This window comes from Actinomyces ruminis (assembly GCF_002154335.2).
GTDB classification, from domain to species: Bacteria; Actinomycetota; Actinomycetes; order Actinomycetales; family Actinomycetaceae; genus Actinomyces; species Actinomyces ruminis.
Map to the genome: position 1 here is coordinate 29,779 of NZ_MTPX02000014.1, position 18,475 is coordinate 48,253.

The 18,475-nt window shown below is 68.0% G+C and carries 9 protein-coding genes and 2 pseudogenes; 7 read left to right on the top strand and 4 right to left on the bottom strand.

Annotated features, from left to right (window positions below):
- Nucleotides 1–56 precede the first annotated feature (56 nt).
- The 7 genes and pseudogenes from BW737_RS02010 to BW737_RS02035 all read left to right on the top strand — a co-directional run bounded on the left by BW737_RS02010 (nt 57) and on the right by BW737_RS02035 (nt 10,962).
- Entirely contained in the window at nt 57–827 is a 771-nt protein-coding gene (locus BW737_RS02010) for a TetR/AcrR family transcriptional regulator (protein WP_086615202.1), read from the top strand.
- 890 nt (nt 828–1,717) lie between these two features.
- On the top strand, nt 1,718–2,449 hold the full coding sequence (locus tag BW737_RS02015) for a hypothetical protein (RefSeq protein ID WP_086615203.1): 732 nt from the start codon (nt 1,718–1,720) through the stop codon (nt 2,447–2,449).
- Nucleotides 2,450–2,827: 378 nt separating this feature from the next.
- A complete protein-coding gene (locus tag BW737_RS02020; protein WP_218961740.1) occupies nt 2,828–5,818 on the top strand; it encodes an alpha-L-rhamnosidase in 2,991 nt (996 codons plus the stop codon).
- Between the two features lie 89 nt (nt 5,819–5,907).
- Complete coding sequence (locus tag BW737_RS02025) at nt 5,908–7,341, top strand: MFS transporter (RefSeq protein WP_086615204.1); 1,434 nt, start codon at nt 5,908–5,910, stop codon at nt 7,339–7,341.
- Nucleotide 7,342: 1 nt separating this feature from the next.
- Nucleotides 7,343–8,494, top strand: a complete 1,152-nt coding sequence (locus tag BW737_RS16560; RefSeq protein WP_086615205.1) for a carboxylesterase family protein — start codon at nt 7,343–7,345, stop codon at nt 8,492–8,494.
- On the top strand, nt 8,392–9,039 hold the full coding sequence (locus tag BW737_RS15495; protein WP_257210370.1) for a carboxylesterase/lipase family protein: 648 nt from the start codon (nt 8,392–8,394) through the stop codon (nt 9,037–9,039). Before BW737_RS16560 ends, BW737_RS15495 begins: the two co-directional genes overlap by 103 nt.
- 181 nt (nt 9,040–9,220) lie before the next feature.
- Nucleotides 9,221–10,962 (top strand): annotated as a pseudogene (locus BW737_RS02035) (CocE/NonD family hydrolase).
- Between the two features lie 220 nt (nt 10,963–11,182).
- Here the strand turns inward: BW737_RS02035 and BW737_RS02045 are convergent.
- From BW737_RS02045 to BW737_RS02060, 4 genes and pseudogenes are all read right to left on the bottom strand, one after another.
- A complete protein-coding gene (locus tag BW737_RS02045; protein ID WP_086615208.1) occupies nt 11,183–13,642 on the bottom strand; it encodes an alpha-L-rhamnosidase in 2,460 nt (819 codons plus the stop codon).
- A gap of 165 nt (nt 13,643–13,807) precedes the next feature.
- The gene (locus tag BW737_RS19760; protein WP_420835692.1) at nt 13,808–14,392 is read right to left on the bottom strand and encodes an alpha-L-rhamnosidase C-terminal domain-containing protein; all 585 of its coding nucleotides are present in this window, start codon (nt 14,390–14,392) and stop codon (nt 13,808–13,810) included.
- Between the two features lie 6 nt (nt 14,393–14,398).
- A pseudogene (locus tag BW737_RS19765) lies at nt 14,399–16,749 on the bottom strand (family 78 glycoside hydrolase catalytic domain); the annotation flags it as partial.
- The gene (locus BW737_RS02060; protein ID WP_257210363.1) at nt 16,662–18,452 is read right to left on the bottom strand and encodes a glycoside hydrolase family 3 C-terminal domain-containing protein; all 1,791 of its coding nucleotides are present in this window, start codon (nt 18,450–18,452) and stop codon (nt 16,662–16,664) included. The gene BW737_RS02060 and the pseudogene BW737_RS19765, both read right to left, overlap by 88 nt.
- Between the last annotated feature and the right edge of the window lie 23 nt (nt 18,453–18,475).

The window sequence follows — 18,475 nt, forward strand, 5'->3', positions numbered from 1 at the left end:
GACGGCGTCCAGTTTCCACTCTAAAACTGTAGAACAACCACGTTTTGGAGGTTCTCATGCCACTCAGCAGCAGCTGGGCCCATCAACAGACCAACTCTCAGGCCGCCCACACAGGCAAGAGCAGTTCCTCAGCAGGCTCCCGGAGCAGCCGCGGAAGCAACGCCGCCAGCATTCGCGGTCCCTATGCCAAGACGGCGGGAAAGAAGCGGACGATCGCGCAGGCGGCCTTCGAGATCATTGTGGAGGTCGGACACGAGAACCTCACGAACGCCGCCGTAGCAGAGCGCACCGGGCTGACCGAGCGCACGCTCACATACCACTTCCCCACCCGCGACCACCTCCTCATCGCCGCCCACGAGTATTTCGACAGCAAGGTCGCAACCCGCATCACGCCCAGCGAGAAGTTGCTTTGGTCCGCCGACGACCAGATGACTTCCACACAGCAGCTCGAGGCGATCGTCCGTACCCTGCTACGTAGTACGGCCACAAGTCTCGGCTATCTGCGCCTGCACGTGTACCTCATCGGCCGTTCTCAAGACCCTGCTAGCGTGGCGAACGAATACTTCCACCGACACTACGAGGTCACCCTGGAAGGACTCGGACGCATCATGCTTCAACTCCAGGCCAGCGAATTGGCCCGCGCCGACCGCGACCCGTTGGACCTGGCCCGGCAGTTCCTCGCCTCCTGGGAGGGACTGCAACAACAATGGGTAGTACTGGAAGACTTCGACCTGGAGGAGGCAATGCTGCGCGCCTTCCTCGACGTAACCGGCCACGACCTCCAACGCACCCGCACCGCCGTCGAGGAGGTGCTTCACACCCTCTGACGCACGGACGGCACCGGTGCCCGCGTCAAGCGCGATCCGCCGCCGCAATCACGCGCGGGACAATGCACACGAGATGACGCTCGGTGCCGCAACTCCCCGCACCCAAGCCCGAGTTCTACTGGTCGTCTATCAATGATAGGCCGCTACCAGACCGCTGTTGCCCCCAGGAGGCCGGGGACGCGTAACGGTGGGGAGTCACCCGGCGACAACCGGATGACTCCCCGAGGCAGACGGCTCAGCCGAACCACCTGCCGAGGGCGTCAACAAGGACACCAACGGCCCGGACCAGGCGAGCGATTGCGGTAATGACTTCGCTCATCTGCCGGCCCGTTTCCCTGCTCTGCTGGACCTTGACGTGTCGACCCTTCGGCTTGGACGCGGGCCCCTCCTCCCTGGCCTCCTTCTTCCCCGGTCATCAGGACGGCGTTGTTCCGGGAGAAGGTATCGGAGAAGGCGATTCCAGGATCGCCGCATGCGCCGATACCTTGGACGGGGTACCACGGCCAACCAGGAGCGGCCGGAGCACCATCTCTACCTTGCCGCTCGCACCCGTGATGGCCTACTCGATCGTCGTGTTCCAAGTGTCAACCACGTCAATCACCGCAGCAGGTCCCTGCGGAACCCTCGCGGTGGTCCGGTACGGCTGGCTCCCGTCGCCCACAGAGCATAGTCGGAACATGCATACACGACCGCCTGTAGAGAACTCGCCGCGGACACATGCGTAATTCCGCGGGCAGCCCAAAGATCAGTTCATGGACACTATTCCCGCACCGCCGTCGTTGCCGACTATCGAGTTCACCTACGCTAGGCGCCCCAGCAGAGCCCAGGCCGGCGACGCCCGCGTACAGATAGCCCCCGGCGTCGCCTTGCTCCCGATTCCCGGGTAGGCGGTGTGGACGCAGCAGCGCGAGGTCGGCCTAGCCCGCTGCGTCGCCGCCGTTCACTCGGCCAGATCCGCGGTAGTACTCACCCATGAGGCAGCCGCGCTGGTACACGTCCTGTGGCTGCGCCGCGGCGAGACCGATATTCGTATCGCGGTGCCCACGAACCCCAAGCGCGCACGGCAGCCCTTGGTGCCCGTCGGCTTTGTGGATGGGATTCTCCCGCACCTATCCGGAGCGGGTCGAGCCGTAAGCCTGCAGCGCCGTCGTTCCCGGCTGCGTGCCGAAGATGTGGAGGTGATCAACGGGCTACCAGTCACGACCCTGCTGAGAACAGCGGTCGACTGCGCCTTCGACCTCCCGGTGCGAGAGTCGATCACGATCGTCGATTCAGCCGTGTGGACGCTATGCCGTCCCGACCGCATCAACCCGCAGCAGGCGAGGGCGCGGTGGAATCGTCTTCGTCCCCAGTTGCTGGCGGTTGAGGCCGAAGGGTCACGGCGGGGCGCGGTGCGCGCCCGTGCCGTCGTCGCCATGGCGAGCCCCTTCTCGGAGTCTCCCGGCGAAAGACTGACACGGCGGCTGATCGTGGCACTCGGATTGCCGTCACCGGATCTGCAGTACGAAATCATGCTCGACGCCGGCAGCCAGCGCTTCCTCGATCTCGCCTGGCCGGATCTGCGGTTGGCGATCGAGTTCGACGGCCGCAGCAAGTACGGCGTCAACGACGACATCTGGTAGGAGAAGCTCCACCAAGACGCCATCGGCGCCATAGGCCGGTCGTTTATGCGGGTGACCTATGCGGATCTCAATGACGAGGGGCGGTTGGCGTCGAGAATCATGGAGCGCATGCCACCGGAGGTGACGCTGCATGCCCGCCGTGTTCCCGGTCTGTGGGAGTAGTACGGATCGATTCGCAAGCGTCGGCCTATACGCCGAGCAGCACGCGGGACGTTCTCGATCCGCCAAGGACGTTCTCGGCCCGGCAAGGTTGGCTCAAGACCACCGGGCGTTGTCGGCGCACTCTGTGCTTTCCAACACCAGCACATCGGGCTGTTGCCCGTCAGAAAGTCGGCGTCCCACCAGCCCGTTGACTCCGACCACCGCGACAATTAACCTTTGAGTCGTTTCAACGCCCGCCCCTCGTCACCGCAGACGGAGCTCCGCCATGTCAACGCAGACAACGCAGACCCCCTCCTCACCGCAACACCCCGCTACTTCTCCGCATGGCCCGCTCCCCGAAGTATCAACGCTCCAACCCGGCGACGCACTCCCCCACGCCCGTCCCGCCATCCCCGCGCCGACCCTGGCCGCCGCCGACCTACCCGACCCCGTCGCGACCTGGCCGCCCCCGTCCACCTGAAGTTCGAGCAGTACCTGCCCGGCGACGTCCTGGGCGGCGCCTCCCCCACGCCCCGCCTGTCCTGGGAGATCGCCGCCGCCCCCGCCGGCTGGTCCCCCACCGCCGCCGAACTGGAGCTGACCCGCACCGACGCCGCCGGCAGCCCGCTTAACAGCCCGCAAACGCTGCCCCTGCTCACCGCCGACGGTGTCCTGGCCGACTGGCCCGCCGCCCCGCTCGCCTCCCGCGAGCGCGTCGAGGTGCGCGTGCGCGTGACCGGCAGCGTCACCGTAGCCGCCTCCGCCACCGCCCCGGCCGCTGCGGTCCCCGCCACCACCGACTGGTCCGCCCCGATCGTCTACGAGGCCGGCCTGCTCGACTCCTCCGACTGGAAGGCCCTCCCCGTCGGCCCCGCCTGGCCGGAGAACCCCGAAAGCGACCGCCGTCCACCGCGGGTGCGCCACGAGTTCACGGTCGACCGCCCGGTGGTGGCCGCCCGCGCCTACGTCAGCGCCCACGGCCTGATCCGCGCCGAGCTAGACGGGGGACGCATTGGCGCCGATGAGCTGGTGCCCGGTTGGACGGTGTACGGGCAGCGGCTGGTCGCCCGCACCTACGACGTCACCGCCGCACTACTGGGCTCCTCCCCCGCCGGCGACGGCATCGGCCCGCACGCCCTGGGCGCCCAGTTGGCCGACGGCTGGTACCGCGGCCACATCGGCTTCGAAGGCGGCTACCGCAACCTGTACGGCAACGACATCGCCGCCATCATCCAGCTCGAGCTCACTCACGCCGACGGCACCCGCACCACCATCGCCACCGGCCCTAACTGGCGGGCGGGCGCCGGGGAGATCCTGTTCACCGGCCTGTACGAGGGCGAGACCGTCGACGCGCGCCTGATCACCCCAGGCTGGTCCTCCCCCGGATTCGACGCCGCCGACTGGTCGCCGGTGGCGGTGGGCGCCTCGGACGCCGAGCGCCTGATCATGCCGCTCGACGCCCCCGTACGCACCCAGGAGACGCTGCTGCCGGTGGCGGTGACGGTGCAGGAGCGGCAGGGAATGTCCATAGGGGAGGCGGAGATTGAGATCGCCCCGGAGCGGGCGCTCATCGACTTCGGGCAGAACCTCTCCGGCCGCCTGCGGCTGCGCGTGGCCGGCCCGGCCGGCACCACCATCACCCTGCGTCACGCCGAGGTGCTGGAGGACGGCCGGCTGGGCACGCGCCCGCTGCGCGGCGCCGCCGCCACGGACCGCTACACCCTTGCCGGCGACGGCGTGGAGGAGTGGGAGCCCGCCTTCACCATCCACGGTTTCCGCTACGCCGACGTGGCCGGCTGGCCGGGTGGGGCGGAGGCCGCCAAACGGGACATTGAGGCCGGGGCGCTCACCGCCGTCGTCGTGCACTCCGAGATGGAGCGGCTGGGCGCATTCAACTGCTCGGATGCGCGCGTGAACCGCCTGCACGAGAACTCGCGGTGGTCCATGCGGGACAACTTCGTCGCTCTGCCCACCGACTGCCCGCAGCGCGACGAGCGCCTGGGCTGGACCGGCGACATCCAGGCCTTCGCCCCCACCGCCGCCTTCCATTACGGCTGTACCGGGCTGTTGTCATCCTGGTTGGCGGACCTGGCCCTGGAGCAGGCCGCGCACGGCACCGTGCCCTGGTACGTGCCCGTGATCCCGGGCGGACTCTGGACCCCGCCGCGGCCGGCCGCCGTGTGGGGCGACGCCGCGACCGTGGTGCCGTGGGAACTGTTCCGTGCCACCGGCGACCGGGGGCTGCTGGCGCAGCAGTACGACTCCGCCAAGGCGTGGGTGGACCTGGTGGACTCCCTGTCCGCCGCCGACCACGTGTGGGATTCCGGCATGCAGCTGGGCGACTGGCTGGACCCGTCCGCGCCGCCAGACAACCCCATGCAGGCTATGACCGACCCGTACCTGGTGGCCACCGCCTTCTTCGCCCAGTCGGCCCGGATCGTGGCCCGTTGGGCGGCCGTGCTGGGCGAGGACGACGACGCCGCCCGCTACGCCGCCCTGGCGGATGCGATCGGGGAGGGCTTCCGGGCCCGCTTCACCGACGGCGCCGGGCGCATGACCTCCGACACCCAGACCGCCTACTCCCTGGCGATCACCTTCGACCTGACCGGCTCCGAGCAGGCCCGCGAGTTCGCCGGGAACCGGCTGGCGGAGCTGGTGGAGGCCTCCGGCGGACACGTGTCCACCGGTTTCGCGGGCACGCCCGTGCTCGCCGGGGCCCTCAGCGCCACGGGTCACACCGACGCTGCCTACCGGCTGCTGCTGACGACGACGTGCCCGAGCTGGCTGTACACGGTCACCATGGGGGCGACCACCACCTGGGAGCGCTGGGATTCCATGCTGCCGGACGGCTCCATCAACCCCGGCGACATGACCAGCTTCAACCACTACGCCCTGGGGGCGGTGGCGGCCTGGCTGGAGCGCAGCGTCGCGGGCCTGGCACCCGCAGAGCCCGGCTACCGGGTGATCGAGGTGGCGCCGACGCCGGGCGGGGGCCTGACCCACGCCGAGGCCGTGCACCGCACCCCCTACGGCTGGGCCGCAGTGGTCTGGCGGCTGGTGGACGAGGCCGGCCGGGAGGTGTCAGCGCAGGCGGCAGCGGCCGGGCAGGGCCGGCTGGAGCTCGACGTCGTCGTCCCGGTCGGGGCGAAGGCACGCGTCACGCTGCCGGGCCGGGAGCGCGAGGAGCCCATCGAGTTGCCCCACGGCCGTCATCACCTGGTGGCCTAATGCTGTATCTGGCCCGTATCAGCAACCAAGCAACCGCAGATTACCCATGACATAAGCCATTAACCATCAAGAGAAACAGAGGAGTTCCCATGTCCCAAGCAGCCGCGGTACCGCAGGTCGGTAAGGATCCGAATATCGCCGAGCCGACCAGGCCCGGTACTTCTATGAAGTACCTGGGCGGCAGGCCCTTCTACCAGTACCTGTTCGCCTACACGATCGCGGGCATGTTCCTGTTCTCGTGCTACTCCGCGATTCCCGGGATCCTGCTGCCCAACCAGGTGCAGATGGTGGAGTTCCAGGCGTACTTCGCGGACTATCCGCACGTCACGGCCGAGGTACTCCAGCAGCTCGCCTCCGGCACCTATACCGGGGCGGACGCCGCCGAGCTGACGGACATCTACAACCAGTATGACGGGGCCCGCGCCGGGGCACTGTCCGTGGTCAGCGCCATCGGCTCTTTATTCACCATGTTCGCCCAGCCGATCGTCGGGGTCATCTCCGACCGGTGGCGCTCCCGCTGGGGACGCCGCTCCTTCTGGATCTGCTCGGGCGGATTCATGGGCGCGCTGCTCATGATCGGACTGCGTTACTCCACCACCATCCTGCTGATCACCATCTTCTGGGTGGTGGCACAGGTGGCCCTGAACTTCATGCAGGCGCCCCTGACTACCACGATCGCCGACCGCACCCCCGATCACCGTTTGGCCACGGTCTCAGCCTTCGCCGGCGTCGGCATGATGGTCGGGGCACTCGGCGGCTCGCTGGTCGCCGGCAATGCCTTCAACGCCATGGGCCTGGACGCCTACTACATCTTCGCCATCCTGGTGTCCTTCGGTGCCGCCTGCTTCGTGCTGCTGGCCAAGGACCGCTCCTCCAAGGAGCTGGAGCTGCCGCACTTCGACGTCAAGGCCTTCCTCATCGGCTTCACCATCGCCCTGCGCGACCGCGACTACCGCTGGGTGTGGTTCGCCCGCCTGCTGATGATGCTGGGCTACACCTGCTCCACCACCTTCAACCTGTACATCCTCCAGTCCTATGTGCGCCCGGCCCTGACCCAGGCCGAGGCCAATGCCATGGTCCCCATGCTGAGCCTGGTGGCCATGCCCGGCATGATCATCATGATGCTGTTCTCCGGGCGGCTGTCGGACAAGCTGGGACGCCGCAAGCCCTTTGTCATCTACTCCTCCTTCGCCCTCATGGCGGTGTACATCCTGCCGATCCTCTGGCCGACGGTCACCAGCCTGCTGATCATGTCGGCGTTGTCCGGATTCGCCTACGGCGCCTTCATGACCGTGGATCAGGCCCTGTTCATCGACGTGCTGCCCGACCCGGAGGCCGCCGGCCGCGACCTGGGCGTGGCCAACGTCGCCACGAACATCGGGCAGATGCTCGCCCCCGTGATCGCCGGTCAGCTGGTCGCACATATCGCCGGCGCCGCCGGGTACCGCATGATCTATGTCTTCGCCATGGCCATGCTGGCGCTGGCCGCGATCTCCATCTACCCGGTCAAGAAGGTCAAGTGACATGTGCGCCTCTCACCCCGCCTCCACCCCCATAGCGCTGCCGCAGACCGGAGCCGGTCCCGTCGTCGACGCCCCCTGTGGGGCGGTGCGCGGGGTGTGGCGGCGGATCGCCTCAGCCCCTGCCGACGGCGCCGATGATGGCACCGGCGCCAACGGTCCCGGCACGTCCGTCGCCGACGCCACGTCGGCCGCATCCGCCCGCTTCACTCGCTCGGCCGCCTTCTACGGCATCCCCTTCGCCGAACCGCCGGTAGACAGCCTCCGCTTCCTGGCACCGGTGCCGCGCGGGCGCTGGGACGGCGTACGGGAGGCGACCCGTCCCGGCCCCACCCCGCAGCGGCGCCCCTTCGGTGAGACCACCGCCATCCCGGAGCCCTCCATCCCCGGCGACGACATCCTCTCGGTCAACGTCTTCACCCCCGCCCCGGGGGACGCCGGCGCCCACCTGCCGGTGCTGGTATGGATCCACGGCGGCGGCTTCTACGCGGGCAGCCCGGCCAGCCCCTACTACGACGGGGCCGCCTTCAACCGCGACGGCGTGGTCACCGTCTCCGTGTCATACCGGCTCGGATTAGACGGCTTCGGCTGGATTCCGGACTCAGATGCCCCGGTCAACCGCGGCATCCTGGACCAGATCCTCGCCCTGGAGTGGGTGCGGGAGAACATCGCCGCCTTCGGCGGGGACCCCGAGCAGGTCACCATAGGCGGCCAGAGCGCCGGCGGCGCATCCGCCCTGGTGCTGCTGAACTCCCCGCGCGTCCGCGGCCTGTTCAGTCGGGTCATATGCGAGTCGGGCGGCACCACGGCCGCTACCGTCACCGACGCCGCATCATCGGGGAGCGGGCCGCCCAGATCGCCGGCATCACCCCGAGCCTGGACGGCTGGCGCTCGCTGGATGCCGAGCAGGTGCTGGACGTGTCGGAACAGCTCGGCCGGGAGTTCCCCCTGTTCGACATCTCCGCCGACCTGTCGCGCTTCATCCGCCCGCCCCGGGCGATCTCCCGCACCTTCATGCCGGTGGTCGACGGCGACATCATCCCCGCTTCCACCCTGGATTCGGCCCGAACGGCCGAGAGCGCCGCCGTACCCGTACTGTGCGGCGGGGTGCGGCACGAGATCACCCCGATCGGTGGCGCGCTCGCCGCAGCGATAGCCGGGCGTAGCGCCGCGGAGTTGTTGACGCAGGCCGGCATGAGCCCGGAGCGGATCGCTCAGTTCACCACCACCTACCCCGAACTTGCCCGGGACGAGGAACTGCTGGTGGGGCAGGTGATCTCCAACGGCCTGTTCCGCCTGCCGGTGCTGGCCTGGGTACGGCGGCGCACGGCCGACCCGGTCGCGGCCGGACGCACCTGGCTGTACGACTTCTCCTGGTGCTCGGCGCTACCCGCACCGGCAGGTGGGCTGTCCACGCACTGCATGGAGGTACCCTTCGTCTTCGACTGCCTGGCCCATCCGCATGCCGACGGCGTCCAGGGCTCCCCACGGCCGCAGGCGCTCGCCGATGTCGTGCACGCCGACTGGGTGCGCTTCATTCGCGACGGCGACCCGGGCTGGGACCCGTGGGCCGACGGCGGGACCGGGCGCCGCTACGGCGGCCCAGCCGCCCCTGTCGGCGCCATCGACGACGTCGTTTATCCCCTGGAGTCCGCCATGCTGGCAGACGCTGAAGCAGAAGAACAGGAGCCGAAGCCATGACCGATACCCACGCGGCCGCCGAGCGGCCGGACCAGACCCCGAAGCGCAGGCACCGTCGTCGGGCGGACAACCGGCCAACGCGGCCGCAACCGCCGTCCCGGCCTCCGTACGCGCCGCCCTGAAGCTGCCCGCAGCGGGCGGGCCCGCCGCCCGCGCCATCCGGGAGATCCTGGAGCTCCCCATGCCGGACGGAACCGTGCTGCGCGCAGACGTCGTGCGCCCCGACGACGCCGCCGCCCACCCGGTGCTGCTGACCCGCTGCCCCTACTTCGGGGCCTGGCGGCCCATGGTTGCCGAGACCTGTGGGGCGGACCCGACCGCGCCCGGACTCATGGCAGGCGTGCTGGGCATGCAGGCGGGTCTGAGTCTGGACCGAGCCATCGCCGCGGGCTTCGCCGTGGTCGCCCAGGCGTGCCGCGGCACGGACATCTCCGACGGCGACTTCCGCTTCTACTTCGACGAGGCCGCCGACGGCACCTCCACGCTGGCGGCGCTGGCAGCCCTGCCCTGGTGCGACGGGCGCGTGCTCACCTTCGGCAACTCCTACCTGACCACCACCCAGTTCACCGCCGCCCTGGCCAGCACCGAGCACCTGACCGCCATGACCGCCTGGGTGTCCCCCTCCACCTATGACGAGGACCTGGCCATGCGCGGCGGCGTGCTGCTGGAGGGGCCCTCGTACGAGTGGGCACGCCAGCAGGTGCGCACCGGACTGTGGCGCGACGGCCGCGCGGACGCCCCACAGGAGGCGCTGCCCGAGCCGGTGGAGGACTTCACCCCCTACCTGGAGCGGGTGGGTATCGCACAGGCGGCACGCGACCTCGCGGCCGCGCACCCGGCCGGCGCCCACGTGGTCGACTGGGTGAACCACCCGCTGCACGACGCCTACTGGGAATCCGTCGCCTATCCGGCGGACGAGCTGGCGGCGCTGGCGGTGCCGACGCTGCACGTGTCCGGCTGGTACGACCTGTTCCAGGGCGGCACCCTGCGCAATTACACGGCCATGGCCGCTGGCGCCGCCGCACGGGGCCGGCCCGGGGACGTGCGCCTGGTGATCGGCCCGTGGACCCACCTGACCTTCGACGGGCACCTGGCCGGTCGTGACTTCCCCGGCGGTGGCGTCGACGACGTCGGCCTGGGCGAGTTGAGCCTGGACTTCTGGCAGGCGGCACTCGGGGACGCACAGGCGGCGGCCCGGCTGCCGCGCGATCCGGTGCGCGTGTACGTCATGGGCGCGGACCGCTGGATCGACCTGCCCGCATGGCCCGCCCCCGACGCCGTCGAGGAGACCTGGCGCCTGGACGCCGACGGCGTACTGCGCGCACCCGGCGACGAGGACGACGCGCAGGGATTCACCGCCTGGGTGCACGACCCCGCCGAGCCGGTGCCCACCGCGGGCGGCCAGATGCTCATGGGGCCGCCGGAGAACGCCGGCCCGCACGATCAGCGCGATATCGAGGCGCGTGGGGACGTAGCCGTCTTCTCCAGCGCACCGCTGACCGAGCCGGTCACGCTCCTAGGCCCGGTGCGGCTGCGCGCCTGGGTGGAGGCCGACGCCGCCGACGCCACCTGCACGCCGCCCTGACCGATGTGGCCCCCGACGGCACCTCCACCCTGCTGACCGACGGGGTACTGCGGCTCAGCGCCCGCAACGGTCTGGATAGACGCGTTCCGCTCACGCCGGGCGAGCCGGTGGAGGTGGAGGTGGACATGTGGGCCACCGGGGTGCACCTGCCTGTCGGGCACCGCCTGCGCCTGGACCTGGCCGGCTCCAACTGGCCGCGCTACGGCGTGGCCGACCCGGCCGATGGCGCCCCGGTGACCATGCGGGTGCTGCATGACGCCGCCCACCCCAGCGCGGTGGTGGTCTCCACCGTCGACCTGGATGCCTACCCCGCCGCTCCCCCTCACCGAGGTCGGTAGTTTTAACCGCCGAGGTCGGTAGAACTTACGTGCCGAGATCGGTAGGAGTGGTTGGGGCCGGGCGGGTTACGTCAAATTCCGCGGGGGAAGGCATTGGCCTGATAGGACGCTGCCGGCGGGCAGGCGACCAGTAACCCACGGTCGGGAAGGCCGGCGTATACATATCTGTCGCGAAGGGCGGCACAGCCGTCTGCAGGGCAGCTGTGCCGATGCGGTAGAGTCATGCGCGGGATGAAGCGGAGGCTTCGGGAAGCGGGCAGGACTCGGAGAATTCCCCACCGCCGGTCTCCACCACGCGACCGTCGGGCAGACGCAGCGTGGTCGGCACCCCCGGCGGGGTTTCGCCCCGCATGTGAAAGACGCCGTCGCTGATCGTCCAGGAGGTGTCGATCAGGCCGCGGGCGGTCTCGAGGAAGGCTCGACTGCTGGTGAGTCCGCCGCCGGGTTCCGGGGAGATCTCCACCGCCGTGTAGCCGGGCGCCGCAGGCTTGATGCCGGCCACGTACTCGTGCAGGAAGGTGGTCACCGCACCCTTGGAGTAGTGGTTCTGCGAACTGTGAGGCCGTCCGTCGACGTCGATTCCGTCCCACTCCTCCCAGATGGACGTGGCGCCGCGGTCGATCATGACCATCCAGCCGGGCTCTTCACGCTGGAGGAGCACCTCGTAGGCCAGGTCGGTGTAGCCCGCATCGGCAAGCGTGGGCAGGAGCATGCCGGTGGCAAGGAAACCGGTCGACAGCCGGCAGCCGTTATCCCGGATCAGCTCGGCCAACCGCTCGGCGGCACGCTCCCGCTGGCCAGGCTCGACCAGGTCGAAGGCCAGGGCCCGCACATAGTTGGCCTGAGTCGGTTCGGTCAGTCGCAGCCCCTCCGCGTCGTCCCGAACGAATTCGGTGCGCCAGGCGGCCGTCACCCGGTCCGCCAGCTCGCCGAAGCGGGTGGCGTCGTCCGCATATCCCAGAACCTCGGCGGTATCGGCGACGATGCGGGCGGAGCGGGCGAAGTAGGCGGTGGCCACAATGCCGAAATCGCCGCGCGGATTCCACTCGACGCCCGGTTCTGTCCACTCGCCCCAGTGGAAGCCGGTGTCCCACAGGTAGCGGTCGTGCTCGCGCCACTGGGGGTGGGCCTCGGCCCGAGCCGGGTAGCGACCGGCAGCGGCCACGCGCTCCACATGTTCCACCCAGCGGCGCATCATCGGGTAGGCGGCCGCCAGGTCGTCCACATTCCCGTAGGCGCGGTACATCTCCCAGGGGACGATGGTGGCGGAGTCGCCCCAACCGGAGGAGCCGGACAGGTCCGGCAGCGGGCTATTCCCCTCCGTACCCGTGTCCGGCGCGACATTGGGGATGGTGCCGTCCTCGCGCTGGTCGTCCGCAAGCGAGCGTAGCCACTTGCGGGCAAAGCCGGAGACGTCGTCGAGGAAGGCGGCGGTGCGGGCGAAGATCTGGAAGTCGCCCGTATACCCCCAACGCTCACGCTGCGGGCAGTCTGTGGGCAGGTCGCAGGAATTGGAGCGCCAGGCCCGCACCGTATTGCGGTGCAGGCGGTTCAGATCCCGGTTGGAGCACATGAATCCGCCGCGCTGCATCAGGTCGCTGCGCACCTCAACGGCGGTGATCTTGCCCGGGTCGAGTTCCCAGTCGGCCCCGTCGATTGCCACGTACCGGAATCCGTGGGTGGTGTGGTGCGGCTCGACGACGTCGCCGGCCACACCCCGGGAGATGACCGTGTCCACCTGGCCGAGCGGGTAGGGCTCCTCCCGGAATGGCGGGGCGTACTGGAGGTGTCGGGTGGTCATGTCCCCGTGCTCATCTAGGACCTCGAAGTGGCTCAGTGTCAGGCGTGTGCCCCAGGGGCCGAGGTCGCTGATGCGCACCCATCCGCTCAGCATCCGCCCGAAGTCCACGATCTGGCGTCCTGAAGACAGGCGGGTGACGCTGATGGCCGGAATCTGCTCCCCGCGCCGCACGGGCGGTGCGGGCGAGATGGCCAGGCGCGAACGGTCGCGGGTTAGCGGCGTGTCCGCCAGTTGTGCGGGTTCCCACCGCTCCCGCCCGATGCGCATTAGGTCGGTGGTCTGCCCGTCCATCAGGTCCGCGGCGGTGATGGCGCCGACGGCGACCTCCCAGCCGGCCCCGGTGACCACCCGGCGCTCGACGGGAGCGTCAGCGGCGCCAGCCGCCGCATCGTCGTCGGGAGCGCCGTTATCCGAACTGGAGGCGCCGTCGCCACCACTCGCTTGCGGTCCGCCGCCCAGTGTGAGGGCGGCGATGACGGCGGTCGCCTCGCCGTAGTTGTCGGGTACGCGGCTGGCGCCGCAGCGGCCGCGGAACCAGCCGTCGGAGACGACCAGACGCAGTTCGTTCTCCCCGACACGTAGCATGCCGGTCACATCCCACGTCTGCACGTACAAGGTCTTGCGGTAGCTGGTGGCGCCGGGGGCCAGTTCAACGTCGCCAACACGATCGCCGTTGATGAAGGCCTCGTAGATGCCGTGAGCGGTGGCGGTCAGCCGCGCCGGACCGGTCGCCTCGACGGCGGAGACGGCCAGGCAAGTACGCAACTCGTAGGCGGGACGATTGCCCGCCGCGGGAGCGGGCGTGGGAGTGGCAAGCCAGGCGGCGTCGTCAAGGTCGGTCAGGACGGGAGCGAGCAGCGGCGCGGTTTTGTCGGCCATCGAAGAGTTACCTCAATCTGAACAGTGACGGGCACCGCGGAACTGCATCCGACGGCGATGTCGAGAATGGTCTTGTTTTACACCCACTCGTGGGCGAGTGTGAGCCGGTGGCGTAACGCATCCGGGGAGGAGCCCTGCGCACCGCCGCTCGCCCGAGTCGTTTTCTCAGTCGGACGGGTTCGGCTCATACGACGGGCGCGGAGATAAGCGTTGCTCGGTATCATTACAGGCATCGAGTGCCATCTGTATGACATCCATGGCTGCGGGAGGCAACGTGCCCTCCAATTCGAGCACCGGACGCTCGGCGGCAAACATCATGAACAACTCGTTGTCTACCAGTTCCTTGGCATACCGGTTCATGGTCGCAGCACCCTCAGGGTGAGCCATAAGTGCGCCGAAAGTAGTTTCCATATTGAACTTCTTGGGGGCGAAGTCATGCTCCGTCGCGTATTCGAAGTGATAGACGCCAGAACCGAGCAACACCTCCTCCCGCTCCGGCAGAGCGACCTCGGCGGTGGTGTTGGCGGGAATGTCCAAATCCACCACGTATCTGCCCCGGGCACATACGATCTTGCAAGTGAGTCTACCGTAAATCGTCTCGATGCGCCCCTCGATCTCGGGAATGCCGACGATCAGGCGCGGAGCGATGCGGGACTTCTTGTAGCCCGGTTCCAGCAGCTTGATACCCAGCAGGTCATGATATACCCAGCCGCCTATGGAGCCATAGCTGTAGTGGTTGAGGGAGTTCATCTCGAACCCGTTAAAGCTCCCGTCTGGGTTGACTCCGTCCCACAGCTCCCACATGGTGGTCGCCCCGAGACCCACGGGGTAGAGCCACGAAGGGCAGTCGTCCTTCAGGAAGACGGTTCCCGCTACTTCGTGGCGCCCGTTCTCGGACAGCACCGGGCAGAGGAAGGGCGTCCCGGCGAAGCCGGTGGTCAGATGGTTCCGGTGCCGTTTGAGGTTCGCCAGCAGGCGCTCCATACACACGGCGCGATCCTTCTCCTCCACGACGCCGAAGTGCAGTGCCAGCACATTCGCGGTCTGAGTGTCGTTCACAATGCGTCCATTGGGAGTCACATACTCCCGGCGAATCGCCTCTGTCAGCGTGTCATGCAGCGCCTGGTACTTGCGGACGTCTTCCTCACTTCCCAGCACCGCGGCCGCCTTCGCGGTCAACAGCGCCGAGTTCGCATAGTAGACATTCGCCACGAAGTACGGATCGGTGGCCCCCATTTTCTCATTGAGCTGGAGGTTCCAGATCTCGCCCCGATAGTTAAGCATGGGACCGCGGGGCACATCCATGCTGACCCAGTCCCCCAGCTGCTGACCGGATTCGATGAGGCCGCTACCCCTGTCGGCTACCCGCTCGGTGTAAAAGTCCACGGTCGCCTTCATGCTGTCGAATTGCCCCTCGAGCAGCTGCAGATCTCCATACGTCTCGTACAGCCTCCACGGAACGATGACGCCGGCGTCGTGCCAAATGGCTATGCCGCCACCCGGCCCAAGGATGTTCGGCACGGTGGTAGGGACCCCCTCACCCAGAGACTGTTCATACTTCAGGTCCTGCAGCCACTTCTCGAAGAAAAGCGCCACATTGCGGCAGAGCATGGCCGTAGACAGGAAGATCTGGCGTCGCCGCTGTATCCCAACCGCTCATCCCGCTGCGGGCAGTCGGTTGGTATGTCCAGGAAGTTGTCTCGCAGGCCCCAGTCCACGTTATGCATCAGGCGGTTGACTCGCTCGTCTGAACAGCTGAACGAACCGCTCTTCTCCAGGTCGGTATGAATCACACAGGCGGTGAACTGTTCGGGTCGGATCTCCTCCAGGCCCGAAACCGCGATGTACCGGAAGCCGTGGTAGGTGAAGTCCGGCAGGAATACGTCGTCTCCCCCGCTGCACACAAAGGTGTCCGTGCACCTGGCGGTGCGGAGGTTACGCGTGAAGAAGTTGCCCCTTTCATCGAGCGCCTCCGCATGCCGGACGGTGATGACCGTTCCGCGCGGCTGACGAATCTTCAACTCGATGACACCGGTGAGATTCTGACCGAAGTCCAGTACCCGGTCACCCTCGGGGGTGATGAGTAGTTCTTGCGCGGCGATGCGCTCGGTGATGCGCACGGGCTCACTCCCCTGCGCTACCAGCACAGCCTTGCTCTGGTCGTACTTGACGGCCGGTCGGGCTTCCTGCTCGCCAACGGTGTAGTCGATGACCTCGCCATGATAGATCTCGCTATAACGAATGGGCCCGGTGGTGGAGCCCCAACTCGCATCGGATACGATTCGCTCGCTGGTACTGTCGGCGTAGTCGATATCAAGCTGGGCGATCAAGGCGGTGCGCTTGCCGTAATGCTCACCGGAGTTGAAGAATCCCAGAATACCCTTGTACCAGCCGTTGCCCACCGTGAAAACGAGCTCGTTCTCACGGCCAAGCAACTCCGTGACATCATAGGTCTGGTACTGCACTCGTGCCTGGTAGCTGGTCCAGCCCGGGGCGAAACGCACGTCGCTGCCCTCTTTGCCGTTGACCGTGAAGCGGTACACTCCAAGAGCGCTGGCATACAGGCGTGCTCTGACGATGTCTCCCCGAGCGGAGAACCTCTTCGTGAACACCGCCGGAGCTTCGAGCCCGTCCGCAAAACCGTGGGTGATCCAATCCGCCGCCATGTTCTGGTACGACATGAGGCCGGTTTCGAAGCCGCCTTGAACACAGGCAGACTCGCCGTAGTTGTCAATTACGCTCACCACGACTTCGTACTCGGCCTGCGGACGAAGCGCCTCGCCCGCATAGCGCACGCAGACGCTTTGATCGCTCTCGACTATCCCACTGTCCCACATCACTCCGTCGCCGTGCGTCACGCGGATTCTGTAGCTTCTCTGGGCGACATTCTGCCGATCGCTCCTTAGCTTCCAGCTGATGCGCGGCGCCTCGGCGTCAATTCCGATGGGATTGTTCCGATACTCGACCCTGAGGTCATATAGGCTCAGCATGTTGTTCCTCCCGGTTGTCTCGTGGCCCTTCACGCAGTCACCTCGATCTGAGCGGTGAAAGGCACGGCGGAGCTGCCGCCGACGGCGATATCGATGACGGTCTCGTCTTGGACCCATTCACGGGTGACCGACGACCAGTAGCGCAGTTGCTCCGGGCCCAGCGGCAGCTCCACGGTTACGGTCCTCCCAGCGGGTACATGCACCCGCCTGAAGCCCTTGAGTTCGCGCACCGGTCGGGTGGAGAGGCCATAACGCTGGTGGATGTAAAGCTGGACGACCTCGTCGGCGTCGACGTCGGAGGTATTTGTGACGTCCACGCTCACCGTCGCGCTCTCGCCCACTGCCATCCGGGCGGGCACGCATGCGTCCCCGTACTGGAATGTCGCATAGCTCAGACCGTGCCCGAACACGTAGCGGGGCGCACCGGAGGCCTCGTTCCAGTAGCGGGTGTCCGCGCCCTCGGGGTCGAAGGTGGTGCGGTGGGCGTAGTAGACCGGCACTTGCCCCACGTGCTGCGGCCAGGTGAAGGGCAGACGCCCCGCCGGGGAGACGTCCCCGAAGAGCGCGGCGGCGACCGCCTGGCCCCCTCGGGTACCCGGATACCAGACCTGGAGTATGGCGGCGGCGCCGTCGGCCGGGCGCAGGTCGAGGGGACGACCGCTCATCACCAGCACCACGGTGGGTGTGCCGGTGGCAATGACCCGGCGCAGCAGCTCCGCCTGGCGGCCGGGCAGGTCTAGGGTGGAAGCGGAGGACTTCTCCCCGATCATGTTCTGGTTCTGGCCTACGATGACGATCGCCACCTCGCTAGTAGCGGCCACGCCAGTGGCCCGGTCCATTTCCACATCCGCATCGAATCCCTCCGGAGTGGCGGGCAACAGGCCGGCGTCCATGTGGTCGAACATAGAGGGCTGAGAGCGCTCGGCGGTGGCCAGAGCGCGGACGTACTCAACGGTGACATCGGCCCCGGCACGAGCGCGGATGCCGTCGAGGATCGAGACGGACTCTTCTACGTCCTTGTCAAAGGTCCAGGGGCCGAGCATGTCGCGCTTAGACTCTGCCAGGTCCCCGAGCACGGCAATGCGCCGGACCGCAGCGGAGCCCTGCGCAGCGAGTGGCAGCGTACCGTCGTTCTCCAGCAATACCAGTGTTTTCTCGGCGGCCTCACGAGCCGCATCCCGGTGGGCAGGCGTATCCAAGACGGCGATGGAAGCAGCGACGTCAGCGTAAGGGCGCTCGAACAGGCCGAGGCGGAACTTGGCGGCCAGCACGCGGCGGACCGCCGTATCCAGGGCGGCCTCGTCTACGCACCCCGTCTTAAGGGCGGATTGCAGGTGCTCGTAGGCTGCGGGGCCGTTGGCCATCTCCATGTCCAGACCGGCGGTGAGCGCCCGCGCCGCGCCCACCTCCGCGTTGGGCACGAGGCGCTGAGTGCTCAGGTTGTTGACGCCGTTGGCGTCCGAGACGACGAAGCCATTGAAACCGAGCTCGCCGCGCAGCACGTCGGTCAACAGGTGGCGGTTGGCGGCTGCCGGCACACCGTTCAAGTCCATGTAGGCGGCCATGACGTTGCCGGCACCAGCATCGATTGCGGCCCGGAACGGCGGGTAATAGATGTTGTGGAGGGCGTCGTCGGACAGGTCGACGTCCTCGTAGTCTCGGCCCCCGTCGACCGCACCATAGCCGGCGAAGTGCTTGGGACCAGCCAGGACGGCGTCGACCGGGAAGTCGACAAGGTCGGAGTCCGGAGCGTGCGAGTCCTGAGGAGAGACGGTCCCAGCGGCCCCGCCCTGGAAGCCACGCACCTGGGCAGCGGCCATGGCGGCCCCGAGCAAGGGTCCTC

Bases quoted from the DNA above. Each gene is read 5' to 3' on its own strand.
- BW737_RS02045 (WP_086615208.1), bottom strand. From the start codon at position 13,642: ATGGCCGACAAAACCGCGCCGCTGCTCGCTCCCGTCCTGACCGACCTT.
- BW737_RS16560 (WP_086615205.1), top strand. From the start codon at position 7,343: ATGTGCGCCTCTCACCCCGCCTCCACCCCCATAGCGCTGCCGCAGACC.
- BW737_RS02060 (WP_257210363.1), bottom strand. From the start codon at position 18,452: ATGGCCGCTGCCCAGGTGCGTGGCTTCCAGGGCGGGGCCGCTGGGACC.
- BW737_RS19760 (WP_420835692.1), bottom strand. From the start codon at position 14,392: ATGAACTCCCTCAACCACTACAGCTATGGCTCCATAGGCGGCTGGGTA.
- BW737_RS02025 (WP_086615204.1), top strand. From the start codon at position 5,908: ATGTCCCAAGCAGCCGCGGTACCGCAGGTCGGTAAGGATCCGAATATC.
- BW737_RS02010 (WP_086615202.1), top strand. From the start codon at position 57: ATGCCACTCAGCAGCAGCTGGGCCCATCAACAGACCAACTCTCAGGCC.